The sequence below is a fragment of the Streptomyces sp. NPDC001407 genome (genome assembly GCF_042895325.1).
In the GTDB taxonomy this organism is placed as follows: Bacteria; Actinomycetota; Actinomycetes; order Streptomycetales; family Streptomycetaceae; genus Streptomyces.
In genome coordinates this window covers 191,734-214,738 of record NZ_JBIAWF010000012.1, presented here as the reverse complement: position 1 = coordinate 214,738, position 23,005 = coordinate 191,734, and the positions used below count along the sequence as shown (strand labels likewise).

Below are 23,005 nucleotides of genomic sequence, written 5' to 3'. Positions count from 1 at the left end.
GTGCGGGGGCGTTCCCGGGGGCGGGCCCGTGGCCGCCGGCGGCGGGCGGCCCCACGCGCCGGCCGGGCTGGGGTGGGGGGGGGGGCCGGGGGGGGGGCCTCCGGGCTGGGAACCTGGAACGCGGTGCGGGCACCCTTCCGCGTATTGGGTGCCGTCAAGACGCACCGCGTTCCAGAACCCCACCCTCCGACCCCACCCCCTCCCGCCGGAGAGTGAGTGCTGCGACATTCTTTCAGCCCGCCCGGGGCGCTACCCCAGGCGCAAAGGCCAGCGCGGGTCGACGACCGCCTCGGGGTCGCCCTTGCGGCGGAGCCACTTCTCGTAGCCCGTGGCCCACTCCGCGTACCAGCGCACCTGGTCGGCGTGGAGGGACCACGGCGAGGCCTCCGCTATGTGCGGATACCGCTCGGCGACCGCGCAGGCCACCCGCACCGCCGCGAGCGCGTCCGCGCCCGCCTCGTGCGCGCCGTCGAGCACGACGCCGTACTCCCCGCAGACCGCTTCGAGGGTGCGCTTGCCCTTGCGGTAGCGGTCGACGGCGCGGTCCATCGTGTACGGGTCGACGACCGGGCCGGTCTCACGGCCCTCCTCCCCCAGCCGCTCGCCGAGCGGGCGCAGCCCGTACCGCCGCAACTCGGCGGCCAGCAGGGAGAGGTCGAAGCAGGCGTTGTAGGCGACGACCGGGGCACCGGCCGACCAGTGCGTGGCGAGGGTGTCGGCTATCTCCTCGACCACCTCGCGCGCCGGCCTGCCCAGCGCCGCGCGCTCGGTGGTGATGCCGTGCACGGCCGCGGCCTCGGCCGGGACGGGGACGCCGGGATCGGCGAGCCACTCCCGGCGGCCGATCGGCTCACCGCCCTTGGTCTCGACGACGGCCGCTGTGACGATCCTCGCCTCGGCCGGATCCGTGCCCGTGGTCTCCAGGTCGAAACCGATCAGCAGCTCCTGGTGCCACCCCATCGCGGTCCCCCTTCGTGGTGCTTCCCCCGACTGGTTCCCAGCGTCGCACGCACCACTGACAACGCCCCACCGGGCCCGTAGGCCCCACGGGGCGTCATATCCCTTACGGCGTGCCTTTTATTAACAATCAGGACACAGGGCGCGAATCCACCCAGATGCTGTCGAATTCCTCGCGGTAGGTCTCGAAGAGTCCCTGCTCGGGTTCCCGCCCCTCGCGCACCACGTTGCCGCCGCCGCGCAGCACCAGCACCGGCGCCTCCATGCCGCGCGCCTTGCGGAGGTAGGACTGGACCACGGCGAGCCCGTCGGAGCCGTCGCCGTTGACGAGGTAGGCGGTGAAGCGCGGGGTCTCGTCGAAGACCCGGATCTCGAAGGCCGCGGTGTCCCGGAGCCGGTCGCGGACCCTGCGCATGTGCATGATGTTCATCTCGACGGACCGGCTCATCTCGCCCTTCTTGATGCCCAGTTCCCGCTCCCGGCGGCGCACGGCGCTGCTGGCGGGGTTGAGGAAGAGCAGCCGGGCGCGGCAGCCCGCCTCCGCGAGCCGGACCAGTCGCCTCCCCGAGTAGTTCTGCACGAGGAGGTTCAGGCCTATGCCCACCGCGTCGAGGCGGCGGGCGCTGCCGAAGAGGTCCTCCACGGGCAGCTGGCGCTGGAGCCGCACCCGGTCGGGGTGGACGCCCACCACGTCGGCGTAGCGGTCGCCCACGAGGTCCTCGACGGCGTCGACGGGCAGCCGGTCGGCCGACGGGCTGCCGGCGCCGTTGCCGCCGAGGATGTTCAGCAGCCGGGCCGAGGCGCGCTCGGCCTGGGCGAGGACCGCCTCGGAGAGCGCGCGGTTGCGGGAGACGACGTTGCGGGTCACCTCCAGCTCGTCCAGCGCCAGTTCGAGCTCGCGCCGGTCGTCGAGGTACGGCTCGAAGCACGGCCAGTGCTGGACGAGCAGCTCCCGCAGCTGCGGGAGGGTGAGGAAGCTCAGGACGTTGTCGTCGGCCGGGTCCAGCAGATAGCCCTTGCGGCGGCTCACCTCCCGGACCGCCACGGCCCGCTGGACCCACTCCTGCCCGGCCGGTCCGGCCGCGGCGACGACCCACTCGTCCTCGCCGTGCACCGGCTCGTAGACGGGCCGCAGCACGGCGGCGACGACGGCGCGCAGCCGCTGCTCCACGAGGTTCAGCCAGATGTACGCCCGGCCGGCCCGCCGGGCGCGGGTGCGGACCTCGCTCCACGCCTCCGCGTCCCAGTCCAGGGCCGCCCCGATCTCCACGGGACGCGCCAAGGACACCGCGCCGGGTGGTGTGTCGGCCGAACCGTCAACCCCGGGACAGCCGTCCCCAGGGGGCAGCTCCAGCCCGCCCGAGCTCACCAGTGCACCGCCTTCCGCCCCCGTCCAACGATCAAGGCAGACTACTGCGCGGGCGGGACGCGCTGCACCCGGACACGACTGACCCTTGGCCAACTCTCCCGCGCCGGATGGACGTTGCGAGCGGCCCGCGCGGCAGGAGTGAGCCGTTTCATAGCGGCCAGAGGCCCGTCCTCGCCCCGACGCGTCCCGATACGTCCCGGATGCCCCCGGTCGGCGGGCCGCGCGGCGGAACCGGCCATTGCGGGTCCGATACCGGCCGGTCACCCGGTTGGGCGAGCCGAAGAGAGCCGTGGTCGCGCTCCTTTTGGGGAAGATCTGGCGAAAGGGCGGCTCGACGGCCACGGTTGGGCGAGGATGCCGGTTCGGCTCCGCACCGGAGCCCATGGCGGATCCATGGCAGGCTCGTGCCGCCCGCGCGGAGCCCGAAGAGCAGCCCGAAGAACCGTCAGAAAAGTGGAAGAGTCGACTCATGCAGGTCTGGCCGGGACAGGCGTACCCCCTCGGCGCCACGTACGACGGCGCCGGAACCAACTTCGCGGTCTTCTCCGAGGCCGCAGAGCGGATCGAGTTGTGCCTGCTGCACGACGACGGTTCGGAGACGGCGGTGGAGCTGCGCGAGAGCGACGCTTTCGTGCGCCACGCCTATCTGCCGGGCATCATGCCGGGCCAGCGGTACGGCTTCCGGGCGCACGGGCCCTACGACCCGGGCCGCGGCCTGCGGTGCAACTCCGCCAAGCTGCTGCTCGACCCCTACGCGCGGGCGGTGAGCGGCGCCGTCGACTGGGGCGAGGCGGTCTACGGCTATCCCTTCGGGCGGCCGGAGAAGCGCAACGACATGGACTCCGCCCCGCACATGATGACGTCGGTCGTGGTCAATCCGTACTTCGACTGGGGCGACGACCGGCCGCCGCGCACCGACTACCACCGGACGGTCATCTACGAGGCGCACGTCAAGGGTCTGACGATGCGCCACCCGGCGCTGCCGGAGGAGATCCGCGGGACCTACGCGGCGCTGGCGCACCCGGCCGTCATCGAGCACCTGACAGAGCTGGGGGTGACCGCCATCGAGCTGATGCCGGTCCATCAGTTCGTGAACGACCACCGGCTGTCGGACTCGGGTCTGGCCAACTACTGGGGCTACAACACCATCGGCTTCTTCGCCCCGCACAACGCCTACGCCTCCTGGGGCGACCGGGGGCAGCAGGTCCTGGAGTTCAAGTCGGCGGTGCGGGCGCTGCACGAGGCGGGCATCGAGGTCGTCCTCGACGTGGTCTACAACCACACGGCCGAGGGCAACCACCTGGGGCCCACGCTCTCCTTCCGCGGGCTGGACAACGCCTCGTACTACCGCCTGGCGGACGACCCGCGCTACTACATGGACACCACCGGCACCGGCAATTCCCTGCTGATGCGCAGCCCGCACGTGCTCCAGCTCATCATGGACAGCCTGCGCTACTGGGTGACCGAGATGCGGGTGGACGGATTCCGCTTCGACCTGGCGGCGACGCTGGCCCGGCAGTTCCACGAGGTGGACCGGCTGTCGTCGTTCTTCGACCTGGTGCAGCAGGATCCGGTCGTCAGCCAGGTGAAGCTGATCGCCGAGCCGTGGGATGTCGGGGAGGGCGGCTATCAGGTGGGGAACTTCCCTCCCCTGTGGGCCGAATGGAACGGGAAGTTCCGGGACACCTCCCGGGACCTGTGGCGCGGCGAGCCCGCCACCCTGGCCGAGTTCGGCTCCCGGCTGACCGGCTCGTCCGACCTCTACCAGGGCGACGGCAGGCGGCCGCTGGCCTCCATCAACTTCGTCACCTGTCACGACGGCTTCACCCTGCACGACCTGGTGGCCTACAACGACAAGCACAACGAGGCCAACGGCGAGCAGAACCGGGACGGCGAGAGCCACAACCGCTCCTGGAACTGCGGGGCCGAGGGCGACACCGACGACCCCGGAGTGCTCGCCCTGCGCGAGCGCCAGATGCGGAACTTCATCGCCACCCTCCTGGTCTCCCAGGGGGTGCCGATGCTCAGCCACGGGGACGAGTTCGCGCGCACCCAGCACGGCAACAACAACGCCTACTGCCAGGACAACGAGACCTCCTGGGTGCGCTGGCCGGAGCCGTCCGGCGAGGCCGGCGAGCGGGCGCGCCGGATGCTTGCCTTCACCCGCGCCATGGTCTGGCTCCGCCGCGACCACCCCGTCTTCCGGCGCCGCCGCTTCTTCCACGGCCGCCCGGTGCAGGGCACGCACGACGAGCTCTCCGACATCGCGTGGTTCACCCATGAGGGTGAGGAGATGCGGGACGAGGACTGGCACGCCTCCCACGCGAAGTCGCTGACGGTCTTCCTCAACGGCAGCGCGATCTCCGAGCCCGGCCCCCGGGGCGAGCCGGTCACCGACGACTCGTTCCTGCTGATGTTCAACGCCCATGACGAGCCGCTGGATTTCGTCGTGCCGGTCAACCACGGCCGACAGTGGCAGATCGTGGTCGACACGGCCCGGCCGGAGGGCGTCGCCACGGACGGGCCGAAGATCCGCGCCGGGGACAGTCTGACGCTGACGGACCGCAGCCTGGCCGTGCTGCAACGGCCCGCGTAGCCGGGGGCGGGGCCTTCGCCCGGCGACTTGGCGTAGTCCCTGCGGCATGAGCCGCCGTTGTGGGTACGTACGTTCCCATGATGCGAGAGAGCTCAGCGCCGACCGCCACCTACCGGCTCCAGCTCCAGCCGGACTTCCCCTTCTCCGCCGCCGAGCGGGCGGTGCCCCGCCTCGCCGGCCTCGGGGTGTCCCATCTGCATCTGTCGCCGGTGCTGGAGGCCGTGCCCGGCTCCGGGCACGGCTACGACGTCGTCGACCACTCGGCCGTACGGGCGGAGCTCGGCGGCGAGGAGGGGCTGCGCGCCCTCTCCCGCACCGCCCGGTCGCACGGGCTCGGCCTGATCCTCGACATCGTCCCCAACCACATGGCGGTGCCCACGCCCGCCCGGCTCAACGGCCCGCTGTGGGAGGTCCTGCGGGACGGGCCCGCCTCCCCGTACGCGCGCTGGTTCGACATCGACTGGTCCGAGCACGGAGGCAAGGTGCTGCTGCCCGTGCTGGCCGGGCGGCTCGGCGCGGAGCTGGAGCGGCTGACGGTGGCGGACGGCGTGCTGCGCTACGGCGACCACGCCTTCCCGCTGCGGCCCGGCACCGAGCGGCTGCCGCTGCCCGAGCTGCTGGACGCGCAGTGGTACCGGCCCGCCTGGTGGCGGCTGGCCCGCACCGAACTGAACTACCGGCGCTTCTTCACCGTCTCCGAGCTGATCGCCGTCCGGGTGGAGGATCCGGAGGTGTTCGCCGCCACCCACGCCAAGGTGCTGGAACTGGTGCGCGACGGGGTCATCGACGGGCTGCGCGTGGACCACCCCGACGGCCTCGCGGACCCGGCCGGCTATCTCCGCCGCCTCGCCACGGCCACGGGGGGCCGGTGGACGGTGGTCGAGAAGATCCTCAGCGGCGACGAACGGCTGCCCGCCGACTGGCCCGTGGCGGGGACGACCGGCTACGACGCCCTGCGCCACCTCGACGGCCTCTTCGTCGACCCCGAGGGGGCCGCGGAGCTCGGCGCGCTCTACCGCGCGTTCACCGCTCTGCCGCCCGACCGCGGCGGCGACTGGCCGGCGACCGTGCGCCGCGCCGCCTACCGCGTGATCACCCACGAGCTCGCGGCGGAGGTCGAGCGGCTGGTGCGCGGCGCCGTGCGCGTCTGCGAGAGCGCGCACCAGCTGCGCGACCACGCCCCCTGGGCGCTGCGCACCGCCCTGCGCGAGATCCTCGTCAGGCTGCCCGTCTACCGCCCCTACGCCCTTCCCGGCGGCCCCGCCGCACCCGTCGACGTGGTGCTGCTCGACGAGGCCGCCCAGGGGGCGCGTACGGCCTTCGCCCTGCCCGAGGAGGCCGAGGTGGTCGAGGTCGTGCGGGACGCGGCGCTCGGCCGCCTCGGGGACGGGCCGGACCAGCGGGACTTCTGCGCCCGGTTCGCGCAGACGGCCTCCGCCCTGCGGGCCAAGTCCGTGGAGGACACCGCCTTCTACCGCCACGCGCCGCTGCTGTCGGCCACGGAGGTCGGCGGCACACCCGACCGGCCGGCGGTCGCCCCCGCGGACTTCCACGCCTACTGCGCCCGGCTCCAGCGCGACTGGCCCACGACCGGCACCGTCCTGTCCACCCACGACACCAAACGCAGCGCCGACGCGCGCGCCCGGATCGCCGCGCTGAGCGAACGCCCGCGCCTGTGGGCCGATCTGATGGCCCGGCTGGCAGCCGAGCCGTCCGCCGCCCCGCCACCCGACCCGCATGTGGCCTGGGTGGCCTGGCAGAGCGCCTTCGGCCTGGGCGTGCCCGACGCCGGCCGGCTCGTCACCGCGGTACTCAAGAGCGTCCGGGAGGCCGCGCTGCGCACGACGTGGACCGAGCCGGACGCCGCGTACGAGGAGGCCGTACGCGCCTTCGTCACGGCCGGACCCGGCGGCGCCCCGCACACCGCTCTCGCCCCGCTGGAGGAGGCCACCGGAGCGTCCGTGCGGGCCAACACGCTCGGCGCGGCCCTGCTGCACCTGACGATGCCGGGCGTGCCGGATCTCTACATGGGCACCGAGCGGACGTACACCGCGCTGGTCGACCCGGACAACCGCCGCCCGCCGTCCTTCCCGGCCGAGGAGCCGGCCGGCCTGTCGGCCGAGAAGCTCCACCTGACACGCACGGCCCTGCGGCTGCGCCGCGAGCACCCCCACTGGTTCGGCGCCGCGGCGACCTACACCCCCCTGCCCGCCCTCGGCGAGGCCGCCGCCCACTGCACGGCCTTCGTCCGCTCCGGCGAGTCGATCACCGCCGTCACCCGCCTCCCCACCAGGCTGACCACGGCAGGCGGCTGGCGGGACACGGCCCTGGAACTCCCGGGCCCCACCCCATGGCGCGACCTCCTGACGGACCGGCTGCACGAGGGCCGGGTCCCCGTGGCGGACCTGCTGGCCGACTGGCCGGTGGCGCTGCTGGTGCGGTCTTGAGGGAGGCGGATCAGGCTTCGGGGAAGGCCGGCTCACGGCAGAGGTCGACGAAGGCCGCGGCGATCCCGGTGAGGCGGTGAGTGCCGTGGCGGAAAAGCGCTGGACCCGGTGATGATCACCCAACTACCTTGCGGGAGCCGTCCGTCGAAAGGGCATATATGACCGAGCTGGTCGTCCGCGCGCTCGCCGAGCACGAGACCTCTCTCTTCACCTCTCTGCACGACCCCGGCCTCGTCGGTCGCGCCGCCTTCGGCCACGCCTATGTGCCCGTCCACGAGGGCGGTGACTACCGCCCGGAGTGGACCTGGGTCGCCCTGCGCGACGGCGAGGTCGTGGCGCGTGCCGCCTGGTGGGGCGCGGCCGCCGACGAGGTGCCCATGCACCTCGACTGGTTCGACTTCGCCGAGGGCGAGGCGGAGGCGGGCGCCGAGCTGCTGCGCAGGGCCCCGTTGCGGGCGGAGTACGGCCTGATGGTGCCGCCCGGCTGGCGCGAGCGGCCGGAGATACGGGCCGCCGCCGAGGCCCGCGTCGCGGCGGCCCGGGCCGCGGGCATGCGGCCGCTGGTCGAGCGCTTCCGCTATATGTGGACGAGCGAGTGCGGACTGCCGGAGCGCCCCGGGCGGCTGGAGTTCCGGCCGGAGCCGGACGACGACGTCGTACGGGGCGTGCTGCTCGGCGTCATGGAGGACACGCTCGACGCGCACGACCGCAAGATCCTCGAGGAGTCCGGTCCGCAGGCCGCCGTCGAGGACCTGCTGGGCTTCCTGAACTGGCTGCCCTCGCCCCGCGCGTGGTGGAAGCTCGCCTTCACCCCGGGCGGCGATGTGGTGGGCATCCAGATCCCCGCGCACAACCCCTCCGGCCCGTGCGTGGGCTACATCGGCGTCGTGCCGGAGCAGCGCGGTCACGGTTACGCGTACGACCTGCTGGCCGAGTGCACCCACGACCTGGTGGCCGAGGGCGCGACCCGGATCGTCGGCGCGACCGACCAGGGCAACTTCCCGATGGCGGCCCAGTTCGCGAAGGCGGGCTATCCGGTCGCGCAGGAGCAGATCGACCTCGTGCCGTAGCCGGTCCCGGCCGTCCGGCAGGACACACGGCCCGCACCGGTACCGTTCGGCCGCCGTCTGACGGCACCATGGGCAGCACCGCCGTCGAGGGGAGCCGTCAGTGCTGTTCGAGGTGTGGGCGCCGGAGGCCGGGCAGGTCGTGCTGTGCGCGGACGGGCGCGGGCATGCGATGGAGCGCGATCCCGGCCGCGCCGGCTGGTGGCGGTGCGAGGCTCCGGCCGCCGAGGGGACGCGTTACGGCTTCGCCCTGGACGGCGGGCCGGTGCTGCCCGACCCGCGTTCGCGGCGGCAGCCGGACGGACCCGACGGGCTCAGTGCCGTCGTCGACCTCGCCGGCCTGCCCGATCCGGAGGGGTGGCCGGGCGTGCCCCTGCCCGAGGCGGTCCTCTACGAGCTGCACATCGGCACGTTCACCCGGGAGGGCACCTTCGACGCTGCCGCCGAGCGGCTGCCACATCTGGTGGAGCTGGGCGTCACGCACGTGGAGCTGATGCCCGTCTGCCCCTTCCCGGGCACGCACGGCTGGGGGTACGAGGGGGTGTCGCTGTGGGCGGTGCACGAGCCGTACGGCGGCCCGGCGGGTCTGCGGCGCTTCGTGGACGCGGCGCACCGGCTGGGGCTCGGGGTGATCCTCGACGTGGTGCACAACCACCTCGGGCCGTCCGGCAACCATCTGCCCGCGTTCGGGCCGTACTTCACCGACACCCACCACACGCCGTGGGGCGCGGCCGTCAACCTCGACGCGCCCGGCTCCGACGAGGTCCGCGCGTATCTGACGGGCAGTGCGCTGGCCTGGCTGCGGGACCACCGGCTCGACGGGCTGCGGCTCGACGCGGTGCACGCGCTGGCCGACACCCGGACCCCGCACTTCCTCGCCGAGCTGTCCGCCGCGGTGGACGGGCTGGGCGCGCGCCTGGGCCGGCCGCTCTTCCTGATCGCCGAGTCGGATCTGAACGACCCGGTCACCACCGCGCCGCGCGAGGCGGGCGGGCACGGGACGCACGCGCAGTGGAACGACGACTTCCACCACGCGCTGCACACCGCGCTGACCGGTGAGTCCCAGGGGTATTACGGGGACTTCGCCGCCGACCCGGCGTACGCCCTGGCCAAGACGCTGACCGGCGGGTTCTTCCACGACGGCACGTTTTCCTCGTTCCGCGGCCGTCCTCACGGCCGGCCGCTGGAGAGGGAGACGGTGCCCGCGTACCGCCTCCTCGGCTACGCCCAGAACCACGACCAGATCGGCAACAGGGCGCTGGGCGACCGGCTGTCGGCCCGCCTCTCCCCCGGGCTGCTGGCCTGTGCGGCCGCGCTCGTGCTGTGCGGGCCGTTCACCCCGATGCTCTTCATGGGCGAGGAGTGGGGGGCGCGTACGCCGTGGCAGTTCTTCACCGACCACACGGATCCGTACCTGGCCGAGGCGGTGCGCACGGGGCGGCGGCGCGAGTTCGCCGCGCACGGCTGGTCGGCGGCCGACATCCCGGACCCCCAGGACCCGGCCACCCGCGAACGCTCCTGCCTGGACTGGACGGAACCGGACCGCGCCCCGCACAAGGAGCTGCTCGCCTGGCACCGGCGGCTGATCGCCCTGCGCCGCGCCGAGCCGGGCCTGGCGCGGGCCCCGCTCGCCGCGACGGACGTCACCGTCGCCGGTGACCTCACGACAGTGCTGCGCCGGGGCCCTTTGCGCGTCGTCGTCAACCCGACGGGCGCCCCGGCCGCGATCCCCCTCGGCGCGGACGGGGCGACGGCCGAGATCCTGGCGGCGTGGCGGCCGGTGGAACCGCCGGGCGCGGACGGGGTGCTGCGCCTGCCACCGGAATCGGCGGCCATGCTGCGGTGCGGCGGCTGAGGGCGCACGCCGTTGCGGCGGTGCGGGGCCGGAGAGACGCTGGGAGCGGGCGTATCCGTGCCTCAGTGAGCGCGGAGCCGGAGCGCCGGGTACGGTGCGTCGCGCCGAGGGGACGATGAGCCATGCGCACGATGCTCAGGGCCCGGATGGACACCCACACCTCCAACGAGGCCATCAGAAACGGCACCATGGGCGAGTCCATGCAGAACCTGATGGATCTGCTCAAGCCGGAGGCCGCCTACTTCGGCGCCATGGACGGAGGCCGCACCTGCGTGCTCGTCTTCGACCTGGAGGACCCGTCGCAGCTGCCCGCCAGCGTGGAGTCGCTCTTCGTGGACATGGAGGCCGACGTCGAGGTGTACCCGGTGATGAACTACGACGACCTGAAGAAGGGCCTCGCGGCCCTCCGGAAGAGCTGACAGCTCGCTCCACCCTCCCCAGGAGGCCGGAGCGAGCCATGCCATGAGGCCGGAGGGCTCAGCCCTCCGGCGCCGGATCCAGGCGCAGCGAGATCGAGTTGATGCAGTAGCGCTGGTCCGTGGGCGTGGGATAGCCCTCACCCTCGAAGACGTGGCCCAGGTGGGAGCCGCAGCGTGCGCAGCGGACCTCGGTGCGGAGCATGCCGTGGGAACGGTCCTCGATCAGTTCGACCGCGGTGGAGTCCTTCGGGTCGTAGAAGCTCGGCCATCCGCAGTGGCTCGCGAACTTCTCCGTGGAGCGGAAGAGCTCCGCCCCGCAGGCCCGGCAGGAGTAGACGCCGGCCGTCGTGGTGTCGGTGTATTCACCGCGGAAGGCGGGCTCTGTGCCGGCCTGGCGGAGCACCTGGTACTCCGCCGGGGTCAGCTCCGCGCGCCACTGCTCGTCCGGCTTCTCGACCTCGTACGACATCTCGCCCCTTCCGGGCAGTTCGGTCAGCTCTCCAGGCGGGCCAGGATGCGCGGACCGAGGTCGGTCACATCGCCGGCGCCCATCGTGAGAACGAGATCACCGGGGCGGGCCATTCCCGCGATCACCTCGGGCACGGCGGCCATGTCGTGCTCGGGGCGGACGTCGGCGCCCTTGGCGAGGGCGGCGTCGATGATCAGGGTGCTGGTGATGCCGGGGATCGGGTCCTCGCGGGCGGGGTAGATGTCGAGCACGACGGAGGAGTCGGCCAGGGCCAGCGCCTCGCCCATCTCGGTGCCCAGCTCCTGGGTGCGGCTGAAGAGGTGCGGCTGGAAGACGACCAGGAGGCGGGAGCCCTCGGCGGCGCCCCGGATGGCCTCCAGGTCGGCGGCCATCTCGGTCGGGTGGTGGGCGTAGGAGTCGATGACCTGGACGCCGTTGGCCTCGCCCTTGAGCTGGAGGCGGCGCTTGACGCCGGTGTACTTCCCGAGCGCGGAGGCGAGGTTGTGCAGCGGCAGGCCGAGGGCCACGCCCGCGGCGAGGGCGGCGACTGCGTTGTGCGCGTAGTGCCGGCCGGGGACGGAGACCGTGAAGGTGAGCATCTTGCCGTCGATGAGGACGGTGACCTCGCTGGTCAGGCCGCGGGGGTTGACCTTGAGCACGCGGACGTCGGCTTCCTCGGCCTCGCCGTAGGTGACGACCTCGATGTCGTAGCGGCCGGAGACGCGCTCGGTCAGCTCGCGCGCGCCCGCCTGGTCGGCGGCGACGACGAGCGTGCCGCCGGGGCGGATCCGGCCGACGAAGGTGTCGAAGGACTCGTAGATCTCGTCCATCGACGCGTAGTTCGCGTGGTGGTCCAGCTCCACGTTGAGGATGATCGCGACCTCGGGCGCGTACTTGTGGAAGCTGCGGTCGCTCTCGTCCGCCTCCGCCACGAAGATCTCGCCGGCGCCGTGCCGGGCGTTGGAGCCCGGGGCGTCGAGGTCGCCGCCGATGGCGTACGACGGGTCGAGGCCGAGGGCGTCGAGGGAGACCGCGAGCATCGAGGTGGTGGTCGTCTTGCCGTGCGTGCCGGCGACGGCGATCGGGCGCAGCCCGTCCATCAGGCCGGCGAGCGCGTCGGAGCGGTGCACGACGGGGATGCCGCGCTCGGCGGCGGCCGCCAGCTCGGGGTTGTCGGCGCGGATGGCACTGGAGACGACGACACAGGTGGCGTCCGGCGCGAGGTGGTCCGCGGCGTGCCCGATGTGCACGGTGGCACCGAGGGCGCGCAGGGCCTCGGCGGTCGCGGACTCCTTGGCGTCGCTGCCCGCGACGCGCGCGCCGCGCTGCGCGAGGATCTTCGCGATGCCCGACATTCCGGCGCCGCCGATGCCGATGAAGTGCGGTCGGTCCATCGTCGTGGGGACGGCCGGTGCCATGTGCGGTGCTCCCTGGAGGTCGGTGTAGCTACAGGCCCGATTGTCGCACCCGCCGCCGACAGCTCGTCCCACGGCCGCCCGATATCCGTCATACCGGGCGGATCAGGCCCTGGGCCAGGCCCGCCGCGATGGCCGCGGTGCGGCTGTCGACGCCGAGCTTGCCGTAGATGTGCACGAGGTGGGTCTTGACCGTGGCCTCGCTGATGAACAGCCGCCGGGAGATCTGCTTGTTGGCCAGGCCCTCGGCCAGGAGCCCTAGGATCTCGGCCTCCCGCGGCGAGAGTGCGGGCCGTCCCGCCCGGACTCGGCCGAGCAGGCGCGCGGCGACGGGCGGGGCCAGCACCGTCTCTCCGCGGGCGGCGGCGTGGACGGCGGCCGCCACGTCCTCGGGCGGCGCGTCCTTCAGGAGATAGCCGGTGGCCCCGGCCTCGACGGCGGCGAGGATGTCGGCGTCGGTGCTGTAGGTGGTCAGGATCAGCACGGCGGGCGGGTCGGGCAGGGCGGTGATGCGGCGGGTGGCCTCGACGCCGTGCATCCCGGCGCCCATCTGGAGATCCATGAGCACCACGTCGGGCCGGATGCCGCCGTCGAGGAGGCCCAGTGCCTCGGCGCCGTCGGCCGCCTCGCCGACGGCGGTCACCTCGGGCAGCTCGTCGACCATGGCGCGCAGCCCGCGCCGGACGACGGGGTGGTCGTCGACCAGGAGTACGCGGATCACCGGGCACCCGCCTTTGCCGGGTCCGGAGCGGGAGCCGGTACGGGCGTGGGCGCGGGCAGCGTCACGGCGACGGCGGTGCCCTCGCCCGGCGCGGACTCCACCGTGAGGGTGCCGCCGAGCTCGGCGATGCGTTCGCGCATGCCGTGCAGGCCGAACGTCCTGCGCCCGTCGGCGGGGCCGTCGCCCGGGGTGAAGCCGACGCCGTCGTCGTAGACGTCGAGGGTGACCTGGCCGTCGAGATAGGCGAGGGTCACGGCGGCGCGCCCGGCCCGCGCGTGGCGGACCACGTTGGCGAGCGCCTCCTGGGTGAGGCGCAGCAGGGCCACCTCGCTCTCGACGGGCAGCGCGCAGGGCTCGCCGTCGAGGTGGAAGGCGGCGGTGGGGAGGGAGCGCGCGGTGACGCGGCGCAGGGCCTCGGGCAGCGGCGCGTCCTCCAGGGCGGGCGGGGTGAGGGCCTGGACGAAGCGCCGGGCCTCGGCGAGATTGTCGGACGCCGTGCGGCCGACCTCGCGCATCCGGGCGCGCGCCGCGTCGGGAGCGGCGGTCTCGGCCGCGCGGGCGAGCAGGACGATGCTGGACAGGCCCTGCGCGAGGGTGTCGTGGATCTCGCGGGCGAGCCGCTGCCGTTCGGCGAGCCGCCCGGCCTCCCGCTGGGCGGCGGCCAGTTCGTCCCTGGTGCGTACGAGGTCGTCGATCAGGCTCTGCCGGCGGCGGCTCTCGCGGTAGAGGGCGGCGTAGCCGTAGGCGGTCAGGACGGCGACGGCGGCACCGGCGACGGGGCCGATCACCTTGGCGGCGGTGAGGCCGCCGGGCGCCGCCGCCTGGGCCGCCACGACCGCGCCGGTGGCGGCGGCGACGGCGGGCAGGGACCAGCGCGCGGGCAGGGCGTGCAGGAGGAGGAAGAAGAGCGGGAAGGCGACGTAGCTGAAGGTGTGGTCCATGCACAGCAGCACGAGCCACAGCGCGGTGACGGCGGTGAGCCACAGCCGCCCGGCGCGGGCGGAGAACCCCGCCATGCCGGCCGGTGCGCCCCTGTCGACGGCGCCTGCCGTGCGCCCGGGCCGGCGGACGACGGCGAGGCCGTAGACGGCGGCCAGGGCGAGGCCGGGCGCGAGGAGTGCCAAGGGTTTCGCCCCGACGGCGACCGGTCCGAGGGCAACGCCGAGCAGCGCGTAGAACGACCCGTGCAGCGCGAGCCGCACGAGCCGCAGCGAGGGGGTCTCCGAGGCGGGGTGGGGGCGTCCGTCGCCCTCCGCGGAGGCTCCGGGCGGGGGCGCGGCGGCGTCGGAGCGGCTGTTCGGTGTCACCCCATCGAGCGTACGGCTCCCCCGACGGGCCTCCGGTCGCGGGCCGTCAACCGTTCGATTGATTTCCGGGTGCTCCGGACGGACGGTGCGCGGACCGGTCCTTGCCCTGATGGCGGCGGGCGCCCGGTGCGGGAGCGTGGTGGGGTCCTGATCAGGCCTCGGGAGGGTTTTCGTTGTTCGTCGCGCTCCGTGACATCCGTTTCGCCCGAGGGCGGTTCGCCCTCATGGGCTCGGTCGTCATGCTCATCACCACGCTGGTGGTCTTTCTCTACGGTCTGACCGACGGGCTGGCCCGCGAGGCCACCTCGGCCGTCGCGGGCCTGCCCGCCGACCGGATCGTCTTCGGCGCGCCGAAGGGCGCCGAGCCGGAGGTGTCGTTCTCCGGCAGCACCGTCGACGACGGGCAGCTCGCCGCGTGGCGCGCCGCGCCGGGGGTGGCGTCCGCCGAGCCGTTCGGCGTCGCGATGACCCGGCTGACCACGGCCGGGAAGGCGACCTCGGTGAGCGCGTTCGGCGCGTCCGGGCGGCTGCTGCCGCCGCTGCTCTCCGGCGCCGCCCCCGGGGACGGCGCGGTGGCCGTCGGCGAGCGGCTGGCGCGCGAGAGCGGGGTCCGGGTGGGCGACCGCGTCACCCTCGGTGCCGAGGAGCTGACCGTCTCGGGCATCACCGCCGACCGCAGCCACGGGCACGCCCCGAGCGTGTGGACCACGCTCGGGGACTGGCGGCGAGCGGGCCACCAGCAGCAGCCGACCGCGCTGGCCGTGCGGGGGTCCGGCACACCGGACGGTCCCGCCGCCCGCACCACCGAGGCCGTGGGGAGGGACGCGGCGCTGGAGGGGATCGACGGCTACGCGGCGGAGCACGGCACGCTCCAGCTGCTCCAGGGCTTCCTGTTCGTGGTGAGCGCGCTGGTGGTGGGGGCCTTCTTCACCGTGTGGACGGTGCAGCGGCGCCCCGATGTGGCCGTGCTCAAGGCGGTGGGCGCCAGCAGCGGCTATCTGGTGCGGGACGCCCTCGGGCAGGCGGCCGCCGTGCTGCTCGCCGGGGCGGCCCTGGGCGCCGCGGCGGGCGCGGGCGGCGGGGCGCTGGCCTCCGCGGCGGTCCCGTTCGAGCTGAGCGCCGCCACCGTGGCCGTCCCGGTGGGGGCGATGGTCCTGCTGGGGCTGGCCGGTTCCGCGCTCGCCATCCGCCGCATCACCTCCGTCGACCCGCTGACCGCGCTGGGAGCGTCCCGATGAACGTCCCGATGAACGTCCCGATGAATGTCTCGATGAACGTCCCGACGGATGCCTCGACGAACCCTTCTGCCGTTCTGTCGATGGAAGCCGTGAAACTCACCTATCCGGATGGTGATCGCAGGCTGACGGCCCTGGACGACGTCTGCCTGGACGTGGCGCCCGGCGAGCTGGTGGCCGTCGCCGGGCCGTCCGGCTCCGGGAAGTCGAGTCTGCTGGCCGTGGCGGCGACCCTGCTGCGCCCCGACGCGGGCCGGGTGGTCGTGGCCGGGCGGGACACGGCCGCGATGAGCGCGAAGGAGCGTACGGCGCTGCGGCGCGAGCGGATCGGCATCGTCTTCCAGCAGGCGAACCTGCTGCCGTCCCTCACGGCCGAGGAGCAGTTGCTGGCAGTCGCGCACCTGAGGGGCGGGAGCGTACGCGCGGCCCGGCCGCGCGTCGCGGAGCTGCTGGAGTCCGTCGGGCTCGACGCGGCGAAGCGGCGCCGCCGCCCGCACCAGCTGTCCGGGGGCGAGCGGCAGCGCGTGAACATCGCCCGCGCGCTCTCCGGCGGCCCGTCGGTCCTGCTGGTGGACGAGCCGACATCGGCGCTGGATCACGAGCGGGGCGAGCGGGTCGTGGAGCTGCTGGGCGAGGTGACCCGCCGGCATCGCACGGCGACGGTCCTGGTCACCCACGACCGGGCGCTGCTCGGCCGCGCGGACCGGGTGCTGTCGATGGCCGACGGGCGGCTGCGCGAGGGGTGAGCGGGCCCGGGGCCGTCAGTCCTTGTCCTCGGCGGCCCCGGCGGCCCCGGCGGCCCCGGGGGCCTCGGTGGACTCGGCGGCCGAGGCGACGTCCTCGTCGTTGTGGGCGTAGAGCTTGAGCACGGGCACGCCGACCTTGTGGCGGGCACGGGAGGCCCAGTCCCGGTGGAAGAACTCCTCGACCAGGTGCGGGGCCGTCAGCACGATCACCTCGTCGGCGTGCGTCTGGTCGACGACGGACCGCAGCAGGTCGAGCGGGTGCCCGTCGACGAGCTGACCGACGGCCTCGCACCCGGCACCGCGCAGCAGATGGAGCGAGTGTTCGAGAGCGAGTGCGGCGGGCCGCCGGGCCTCCTCCCCCTCGGGCTCGTCGGCCTCGTGGACCGCCTGCTCCAGCTCGCCGAGGGCGACGTCGTCGATGGCGCGCAGCAGCCGGTCCTCGGCGCCTCTGGGCTGCATCAGGACGACGAAGGACATCTGGTCGTCGTGAAGGGTCGTGACGAAGTCGACGTCCGCGGCGGACAGCGGCTGCTCGATCATCAATACGCTCGTGAACACGGTGGGAGCCCTTCTCCTTCGTGGGCCACCGGGCCCAACAGAAACCATCCTGCGCGTGCCCCCCTGGGCCCGCCTGTTCTGATCACGTTCCCTTGCGGGTGCGTCTGACTCAATACTGCCCACCGAGAGGTAACCGGAGTGGAAAATTCCGCCGATTGTCAGACCCTTCGGTACCTCGTGAAGAGAAAACCCGCCTCCTCCAGGACCGAAGCCAGGACGAATCGTTCCGGCACCGCCATCGGTGGACCGTTCACAATGCGCGGCGAGGTGCCGGAAGCGACCAGCGGTGCCAGTGAGAGACACAGTTCGTCCAGTACCCCGGCGGACGCGAACTGACCCAGCAGCAGCGGGCCGCCCTCCGTCAGCAGCCGCGTCAGCCCCCGCCCGGCCAGCACCTCCGGCACCCGGGCCGGGTCCACCCGGCGCCCCTCACCGGCCACGATCACCTCGGCGCCGGCCGCCCGCGCCGCCGCCACCCGGTCCGCGGGCGCCTCCTCGCCGGTCAGCACGACGGTGGGCACCAGCGGCTCGGTGAACAACGGAAGCGAGAAGTCCAGGTCGAGCCCGGCGCTCACGATCGCGATCACCGGCGCGGGCCCCTGCCCGAGCGCCGCGCGCCGCGCCGCGAAAGCCTCCCGGGCCCGCGCGGGCCGGTAGCCCTCCTGCCGTACGGTCTCCGCGCCCACCACCACGGCGTCCGCGAGCCCGCGCAGCGTGCCGAAGATCCGCATGTCGGCGTCCGAGGACAGCGGCTGCGAGCGCCCCTCGTGATGGGCCGCGCCGTCGAGGGACGAGACCATGTTGGCCCGCAGCCAGGCGCCGCCGCCGGGGGCGTCGGGGTAGGCGTAGGCCTCGGCGAGTTCGTCCAGGTCCCAGGTGCGTTCCTCGGTTCCGGACGGGTGAAGCGGGGAGGGGAACAGGCGTCGCATAGGCCGCAGTGTGACATGCCTCGCCTCTCCGATGGCCGGTGCGGGGCGCACAGCGACTACGCTGGACGGTTGTGTCAGCCTCCACCGCATCCGCTTCCGGCGCGGCAGCCCCGGCAGCCTCCTCAGCCCCGGCCCCGGCCGATGCCTCCGGTCCGATAGCCGGGCAGGGCGCCGGTTCGCCGATCGCCCTGACCTCGCGCGCCCCGCACGTACCGGCGGACCGTCTGGTCGCCGAGATGGTGCCGCCGCCGCGCTTCGACGCGGTGCGCTTCGACACCTACATACCCGACGCCAAGCAGCCCAGCCAGGCCGAGGCCGTGCGCGTGCTCGACGCCTTCGCGGCCGGGCTGGGCGGCGCGAGCGCGACCGGCGCGGGCCGCAAGCGCTGGTTCCGGCGCGAGGCGAAGCCCGCCGCCGACGGGCCCCGCGGCGTCTATCTCGACGGCGGCTACGGCGTCGGCAAGACCCACCTGCTGGCCTCCCTCTGGCACGCCACACCGGCCGCGCCGGAGCAGAAGGCGTTCGGCACCTTCGTGGAGCTGACCAACCTGGTCGGCGCGCTCGGCTTCCAGCAGACCGTGCAGACCCTCGGCGGCCACCGGCTGCTGTGCATAGACGAGTTCGAGCTGGACGACCCCGGCGACACGGTGCTCGTCTCCACGCTGCTGGGCAAGCTCGTGGACGCGGGCGTGGCACTCGCCGCGACCTCCAACACGCTGCCGGGCAAGCTCGGCGAGGGCCGCTTCGCCGCCGCGGACTTCCTGCGCGAGATCCAGGGCCTGTCCGCGCGCTTCCGGCCGCTGCGCATCGACGGCGAGGACTACCGCCACCGGGGCCTGCCGCAGGCGCCCGCCCCCTACAGCGACGACGTCGTCACCCGTACGGCGTACACCACGCCGGGCGCCTCGCTCGACGACTTCCCCTCGCTGCTCGACCACCTCTCCAAGGTCCACCCGAGCCGTTACGGCGCCATGTGCGACTCGATACAGGCGGTGTGCCTGACCGGCGTCGAGCCGGTCCCGGACCAGTCGACGGCGCTGCGGCTGGTGGTCCTGGCGGACCGGCTCTACGACCGCGAGGTGCCGGTGCTGGCCTCCGGGCGGCCGTTCGACGAGCTCTTCGGCGAGGAGATGCTGAACGGCGGCTACCGCAAGAAATACTTCCGCGCGATATCCCGGCTGACCGCCCTGGCCCGTGACGCGAAGTCGCTGGCCGAGAAGGAGCACTGACCGAGGACCCGGAGTCCGGTCAGCCGGAACAGGCCGTCCGCTGTGCCTCCTGCCACTCGCAGACGGGGCACAGCGTGATGCCGGGCCGTTGGGCCGGATGCTCGGTGGGCCTGCCGCAGTGCACGCAGTCGGCGAAGCCGCCGTGCCGTTCGTCCTGATGTGCGTCCATGCCCCCATGGTCGCCCATGCCTCACGTCCGCCGGGAGCTCAGCGCGCACGCCACGGCGACGGCCGCTGCCGTGAGCGGCACGGCCCCGGCGAGGGGCAGCAGGGAGAGGTGCACCGTGCCGTCGCGGGAGCCCGGGACCAGCCCCGTCACGGCGGCGTTGGCGGGCCCCCGCGAGGAGCACCAGGAACGCGGCGAGCACGGTGGCGGCGGCCGGCGCGGTGAGCACCGCAGGCCAGGTGCCCCCTTAAGTCTCATGCGGTCACAGTAATGGGCCCTGCCATGCACCCATCAGGCTGCTGGCAGACTGTGCGGGTGACCAGTTCTGACACCGCTTCCGACACCGCGACCGACGCCGCTTCCGAAGCCGGGGAGCTCCCGGACGCGGCGCGGGAGTTCGTCCTGCCGCTCGTCGTACGGATCGAGAAGGACGCTCCTCCGGACCGTACGGACGCCCTGGAGACCTCGGCGCGGGCGGTGCTCACGCTGCTGTCGGACGAGCGGGCCCGGACGGTCGACGGGGCCGACGGGGAGTGGGCGCGGGCCGTGCGGGACTGGCAGGACTCCCGGATCCGCAAGGTGGTGCGGCGGGCGCGGGGCAAGGAGTGGCGCAAGGCGACGACGCTGCCGGGCATCACCGTGACCGGTGAGCGCGCCGAGGTGCGCGTCTTCCCGCCGGTGCCGCTGGACGGCTGGCCCAAGGAGCTGGCGAGGCTCCAGGTGTCGGGCACCGAGCTGGACGAGCTCGAGCCGCCTGCCGCTCCGGACGCCCGGACAGCGGTGATGTGGCTGAACCCGGGCCTGGAGATGTCGGCGGGCAAGGCGATGGCGCAGGTCGGGCACGGCGCGCAGCTGGCCTGGTGGATGCTGCCCGACGAGGAGCGCGAGGTCTGGCGGAAGGGCGGCTTCCCTCTCGCCGTGCGCACGGCCGGCGCGGAGCGCTGGGCGGAACTGACGGCGAGCGGGCTGCCGGTGGTCCACGACGCCGGGTACACCGAGATCGCGCCGGGCTCGGCCACCGTCGTCGCGGAGCACCCCGCCCTTCGCGCGCGCTGACCGGCGGGGCCGGGTTCAGATCTGACGTTCATTCACGGCCCGGTGCCCGGCGGGCGTGTCGGCCCCTCGGCCCGTGGCTGTTCCGAGCGGCTCGGGCTCGTGCAGGGAGCGCAGGAGGAGCCCGCCCAGGGCGGGCAGGAGGATCAGCGGGGCGAGGACGGTCCGCAGCGTGGTGGCGTCGGCGAGTGCTCCGATGAGGGGGGCGAGTCCTCCCACGCTGACGGCGAGACCCGAGGGTGACGCCACTGGCGGTGCCGGCCCGCCCCGGCAGGTAGTCCTGGCCGAGAGTGACGTGCAGGGAGAAGGGCACGTACAGGCCCGCTGAGGCGAGCGCGACGAACGCGTAGAGCAGCGGCCCGGGTGTCAGCACGACCCCTGCGACGGCCAGGACGTTCAACGCGTAGGACCACCGCACGACCGGGAGGCGGCCGAAGCGGCGGGCGAGGCTTCCGCCGGCCACGGTGCCTGCCGCGCCACCGAGGTAGAGCAGCACCAGAGCGGCCGTCCCGGAGCCCTCACCGCCCGCCCGTCCGCCGGCGCGCGTAGAGCGAGATGAACGCGCTCAGGCCGACGAAGACGACCGACCGGCAGACGATGGCCCCGGACAGTCGGAGGAAGGACGCCCAGTCGTCCTTGCCGGCCCGGCCGGCACCGCCGGGCGAGTGCGCCGACGGACGGCGGGAGTTGACGGACGGCGGGAGTTGACCGACCGGCAGGCGGCCACGCACAGGGCGGCTCCGGGCAGGGCGGGGAGGGCCAGCAGCGGCGAGGTCTCTACCACGCCCTGCGGATGCCGGCCGACGGCGAACCGGTCACCGTGGTCGCCCACCGCTGCGGCTGGGCCTCCAGCAGCGCCTTCATCGACGTCTTCCGCCGAGCCTTCGGCTACACCCCCCGGCGCCCACAACCGCCGCCCCTGACCGCACCCCATCGCGCGTACGCGGCGTGAACATGGCCTGCGTTCCGGGGTGTTCGGTCGCCGCGGACGACAGGAACCGTCAGGCCGGTGCTCGCCAAGCGCGTCGCCCGGTGATGCTCAGCCACGCCACGCCCGCCGTGATGACCACCGCGAGAAAGAGGCTGACCGGCCCGGTGCCGAGGTCCAGGCCGCCACGCTCGTGGCTGACGCCGGCCCAGTCGGCGAAGCACGCGCCGAGTGGACGGGTGAGTACGTAGGCCCACCAGAACGTCAGGACCGAAGGCAGGCCGGAGAGGCGACGGGCGAGGGCGGGCAGGGCGATCAGGGCGGTGAACAGCAGCGCGGAAGGCAGATAGCCCCAGCCCAGGGTGGCCGCGGTCAGGTCTCCGACCGCTGTGCCGAGCGCGAAGGTGGCCATGACCGTGCACCAGTAGAAGACTTCGCGGCGGCCGCCCGCGACCGTCTCCACGGCGAGCGTCCCCTCCGTCCGGCGCCACAGGACGAACACCAGGGCGAGCGCCACGGCGAATGCCGTCGCGGAGACGGCGTAGGGCACGCCGAGGGCGACGTGCGCGACGTCGGCGGCCATGGTGCCGAACACACTCACCATGATCACCGCCGCCCAGTACACGGCCGGGACACAGCGGCTGGTGCGGGCCTGCGCGATCAGCGTGGCGGCGAGCAGCAGGGCGGCCGAGCCGACCGCCGGGACGGGCCCGAGTGTCCGGGCGAGGTAGTCGGAGGTGGTCTCGCCCATGCCGGTGGTGAGGATCTTGACGATCCAGAACACCGCTGTCACCTGCGGGACCTTGCTCATGACCGGCCGCGCCGGCACGGCCCGGCGGCGGTGGGCCGCCCGGGTGGATGTCGTGGCGCCCAAGACGACGACGCTCCCTTCTCGTCGGCGCGGCCCGGCCGCGCCCGGTCGGTGGGTCAGCCGCCCAGGACGGTGTTGCCGGTGATCGTGTCGCCGGCTCCGTCGACGGTCACCGCGTGCCGCACGCCGTCGCCGCCCAGGACCACGACCCGCCAGGCCCGGCCGCCGCCCTGCTCGCCGACCGGGTTCAGCGACTCCACCTTGCCGCCGGGCACCGCCGACGCGGCCTTGGCCATCGCGTCGGCCGCGTTCGCCGACGGCAGCGGTGCCGGCGCCGCGTGGCCGTCCCGCCCGCTGTCACGGCCGTCCTCACGGCCGTCCCGCCCGTCGTGCCATCCGCGGTCACCCGCGGCCGTCCTGCGGTCGTGACCGTGGCCGTGCCCCTCCTCGCCCTCGTGGTGGTGGGCCACCGCCGCCGCGCCACCGCCGATCACCAGCACGGCCGCCCCGGCCGCGACCCAGCGTGCCGGCCGGCCGCGCACCAGCCGGCCGGCACGGCCCGCAGCCGTACGCGTCCTGCCCGCGGCCTTCGGCTCTTCCTGCGGCGACGTTCCACCCGTACCCATGGGCTCGTTCATGGGACACCCCGATTCTCGGCAGGCCCGGGCCGTCCCCGGGCGACACCGGCAGGATGTCCGCGCGTTGCTGAAGATCAGCTGAAGACCGGC

The 23,005-nt window shown here is 73.9% G+C and carries 24 protein-coding genes; 10 read left to right on the top strand and 14 right to left on the bottom strand.

Going from position 1 to position 23,005, the window contains the following annotated elements; genetic code table 11:
* Positions 1 to 249: 249 nt before the first annotated feature.
* Entirely contained in the window at positions 250 to 960 is a 711-nt protein-coding gene (locus tag ACFY1P_RS18740; RefSeq protein ID WP_361530123.1) for a 3'-5' exonuclease, read from the bottom strand.
* Between the two features lie 127 nt (positions 961 to 1,087).
* Positions 1,088 to 2,326 (bottom strand): SAV2148 family HEPN domain-containing protein, encoded by a 1,239-nt coding sequence (locus tag ACFY1P_RS18735; protein WP_361530126.1) that lies wholly within the window; start codon positions 2,324 to 2,326, stop codon positions 1,088 to 1,090.
* Between the two features lie 469 nt (positions 2,327 to 2,795).
* On the opposite strand from ACFY1P_RS18735, the gene glgX reads away from it, so the two are divergent.
* The 5 genes from glgX to ACFY1P_RS18710 all read left to right on the top strand — a co-directional run bounded on the left by glgX (position 2,796) and on the right by ACFY1P_RS18710 (position 10,710).
* Complete coding sequence (gene glgX / locus ACFY1P_RS18730; RefSeq protein ID WP_390751164.1) at positions 2,796 to 4,922, top strand: glycogen debranching protein GlgX; 2,127 nt, start codon at positions 2,796 to 2,798, stop codon at positions 4,920 to 4,922.
* A gap of 77 nt (positions 4,923 to 4,999) precedes the next feature.
* Positions 5,000 to 7,369 (top strand): malto-oligosyltrehalose synthase, encoded by a 2,370-nt coding sequence (gene treY, locus ACFY1P_RS18725; protein WP_390751163.1) that lies wholly within the window; start codon positions 5,000 to 5,002, stop codon positions 7,367 to 7,369.
* 158 nt (positions 7,370 to 7,527) lie between these two features.
* Positions 7,528 to 8,439, top strand: a complete 912-nt coding sequence (locus ACFY1P_RS18720) for a GNAT family N-acetyltransferase (protein WP_390751162.1) — start codon at positions 7,528 to 7,530, stop codon at positions 8,437 to 8,439.
* Positions 8,440 to 8,539: 100 nt separating this feature from the next.
* Positions 8,540 to 10,291: a malto-oligosyltrehalose trehalohydrolase gene (gene treZ, locus ACFY1P_RS18715; RefSeq protein ID WP_390751161.1), complete on the top strand. Its 1,752-nt coding sequence runs from the start codon at positions 8,540 to 8,542 to the stop codon at positions 10,289 to 10,291.
* Between the two features lie 122 nt (positions 10,292 to 10,413).
* Positions 10,414 to 10,710, top strand: coding sequence for a DUF3303 family protein (locus ACFY1P_RS18710; protein WP_361530141.1), 297 nt, complete (start codon positions 10,414 to 10,416; stop codon positions 10,708 to 10,710).
* A 58-nt stretch (positions 10,711 to 10,768) separates the two neighbouring features.
* On the opposite strand, the gene msrB is transcribed toward ACFY1P_RS18710, so the two are convergent.
* The 4 genes from msrB to ACFY1P_RS18690 form a co-directional block, all read right to left on the bottom strand.
* Positions 10,769 to 11,179 carry a peptide-methionine (R)-S-oxide reductase MsrB gene (gene msrB, locus ACFY1P_RS18705; RefSeq protein ID WP_361530144.1) on the bottom strand — a complete coding sequence of 137 codons (411 nt, stop codon included), beginning with the start codon at positions 11,177 to 11,179 and terminating at the stop codon, positions 10,769 to 10,771.
* A gap of 23 nt (positions 11,180 to 11,202) precedes the next feature.
* Positions 11,203 to 12,597 (bottom strand): UDP-N-acetylmuramate--L-alanine ligase, encoded by a 1,395-nt coding sequence (murC, locus tag ACFY1P_RS18700; RefSeq protein WP_390751160.1) that lies wholly within the window; start codon positions 12,595 to 12,597, stop codon positions 11,203 to 11,205.
* An 88-nt stretch (positions 12,598 to 12,685) separates the two neighbouring features.
* Positions 12,686 to 13,315, bottom strand: coding sequence for a response regulator transcription factor (locus tag ACFY1P_RS18695; RefSeq protein ID WP_361530150.1), 630 nt, complete (start codon positions 13,313 to 13,315; stop codon positions 12,686 to 12,688).
* Complete coding sequence (locus tag ACFY1P_RS18690) at positions 13,312 to 14,622, bottom strand: sensor histidine kinase (RefSeq protein ID WP_390751159.1); 1,311 nt, start codon at positions 14,620 to 14,622, stop codon at positions 13,312 to 13,314. The genes ACFY1P_RS18695 and ACFY1P_RS18690 overlap by 4 nt, the downstream gene beginning before the upstream one ends.
* A 173-nt stretch (positions 14,623 to 14,795) precedes the next feature.
* On the opposite strand from ACFY1P_RS18690, the gene ACFY1P_RS18685 reads away from it, so the two are divergent.
* Positions 14,796 to 15,860: an ABC transporter permease gene (locus tag ACFY1P_RS18685; RefSeq protein WP_390751158.1), complete on the top strand. Its 1,065-nt coding sequence runs from the start codon at positions 14,796 to 14,798 to the stop codon at positions 15,858 to 15,860.
* Between the two features lie 32 nt (positions 15,861 to 15,892).
* Positions 15,893 to 16,603, top strand: a complete 711-nt coding sequence (locus ACFY1P_RS18680; RefSeq protein ID WP_390751174.1) for an ABC transporter ATP-binding protein — start codon at positions 15,893 to 15,895, stop codon at positions 16,601 to 16,603.
* A 15-nt stretch (positions 16,604 to 16,618) separates the two neighbouring features.
* On the opposite strand, the gene ACFY1P_RS18675 is transcribed toward ACFY1P_RS18680, so the two are convergent.
* Positions 16,619 to 17,161: an indole-3-glycerol phosphate synthase gene (locus ACFY1P_RS18675; protein WP_361531558.1), complete on the bottom strand. Its 543-nt coding sequence runs from the start codon at positions 17,159 to 17,161 to the stop codon at positions 16,619 to 16,621.
* Positions 17,162 to 17,319: 158 nt separating this feature from the next.
* On the bottom strand, positions 17,320 to 18,090 hold the full coding sequence (locus tag ACFY1P_RS18670; RefSeq protein WP_390751157.1) for a pyrimidine reductase family protein: 771 nt from the start codon (positions 18,088 to 18,090) through the stop codon (positions 17,320 to 17,322).
* Positions 18,091 to 18,245: 155 nt separating this feature from the next.
* Between ACFY1P_RS18670 and zapE the strand changes: the two genes are divergently transcribed.
* A complete protein-coding gene (zapE, locus tag ACFY1P_RS18665; protein ID WP_361531570.1) occupies positions 18,246 to 19,319 on the top strand; it encodes a cell division protein ZapE in 1,074 nt (357 codons plus the stop codon).
* A gap of 19 nt (positions 19,320 to 19,338) precedes the next feature.
* Here the strand turns inward: zapE and ACFY1P_RS18660 are convergent, their stop codons facing one another.
* Positions 19,339 to 19,488, bottom strand: coding sequence for a hypothetical protein (locus ACFY1P_RS18660; RefSeq protein ID WP_390751175.1), 150 nt, complete (start codon positions 19,486 to 19,488; stop codon positions 19,339 to 19,341).
* 21 nt (positions 19,489 to 19,509) lie between these two features.
* Complete coding sequence (locus tag ACFY1P_RS18655) at positions 19,510 to 19,638, bottom strand: hypothetical protein (RefSeq protein ID WP_361531552.1); 129 nt, start codon at positions 19,636 to 19,638, stop codon at positions 19,510 to 19,512.
* A 162-nt stretch (positions 19,639 to 19,800) separates the two neighbouring features.
* Here ACFY1P_RS18655 and ACFY1P_RS18650 point away from each other — a divergent pair, with 162 nt between their 5' ends.
* Positions 19,801 to 20,541: an aminoacyl-tRNA hydrolase gene (locus ACFY1P_RS18650; protein ID WP_390751156.1), complete on the top strand. Its 741-nt coding sequence runs from the start codon at positions 19,801 to 19,803 to the stop codon at positions 20,539 to 20,541.
* 15 nt (positions 20,542 to 20,556) lie between these two features.
* Here the strand turns inward: ACFY1P_RS18650 and ACFY1P_RS18645 are convergent, their stop codons facing one another.
* Both ACFY1P_RS18645 and ACFY1P_RS18640 read right to left on the bottom strand, forming a co-directional pair.
* The gene (locus ACFY1P_RS18645; protein ID WP_361531546.1) at positions 20,557 to 20,757 is read right to left on the bottom strand and encodes a hypothetical protein; all 201 of its coding nucleotides are present in this window, start codon (positions 20,755 to 20,757) and stop codon (positions 20,557 to 20,559) included.
* 299 nt (positions 20,758 to 21,056) lie between these two features.
* Positions 21,057 to 21,269 (bottom strand): hypothetical protein, encoded by a 213-nt coding sequence (locus ACFY1P_RS18640; protein WP_361531543.1) that lies wholly within the window; start codon positions 21,267 to 21,269, stop codon positions 21,057 to 21,059.
* Positions 21,270 to 21,331: 62 nt separating this feature from the next.
* On the opposite strand from ACFY1P_RS18640, the gene ACFY1P_RS18635 reads away from it, so the two are divergent.
* The gene (locus tag ACFY1P_RS18635) at positions 21,332 to 21,490 is read left to right on the top strand and encodes a hypothetical protein (protein ID WP_390751155.1); all 159 of its coding nucleotides are present in this window, start codon (positions 21,332 to 21,334) and stop codon (positions 21,488 to 21,490) included.
* A 49-nt stretch (positions 21,491 to 21,539) separates the two neighbouring features.
* Here the strand turns inward: ACFY1P_RS18635 and ACFY1P_RS18630 are convergent, their stop codons facing one another.
* Both ACFY1P_RS18630 and ACFY1P_RS18625 read right to left on the bottom strand, forming a co-directional pair.
* Entirely contained in the window at positions 21,540 to 22,340 is an 801-nt protein-coding gene (locus ACFY1P_RS18630) for a hypothetical protein (protein WP_390751154.1), read from the bottom strand.
* A gap of 53 nt (positions 22,341 to 22,393) precedes the next feature.
* Positions 22,394 to 22,915 (bottom strand): hypothetical protein, encoded by a 522-nt coding sequence (locus ACFY1P_RS18625; RefSeq protein ID WP_390751153.1) that lies wholly within the window; start codon positions 22,913 to 22,915, stop codon positions 22,394 to 22,396.
* Positions 22,916 to 23,005: the final 90 nt, after the last annotated feature.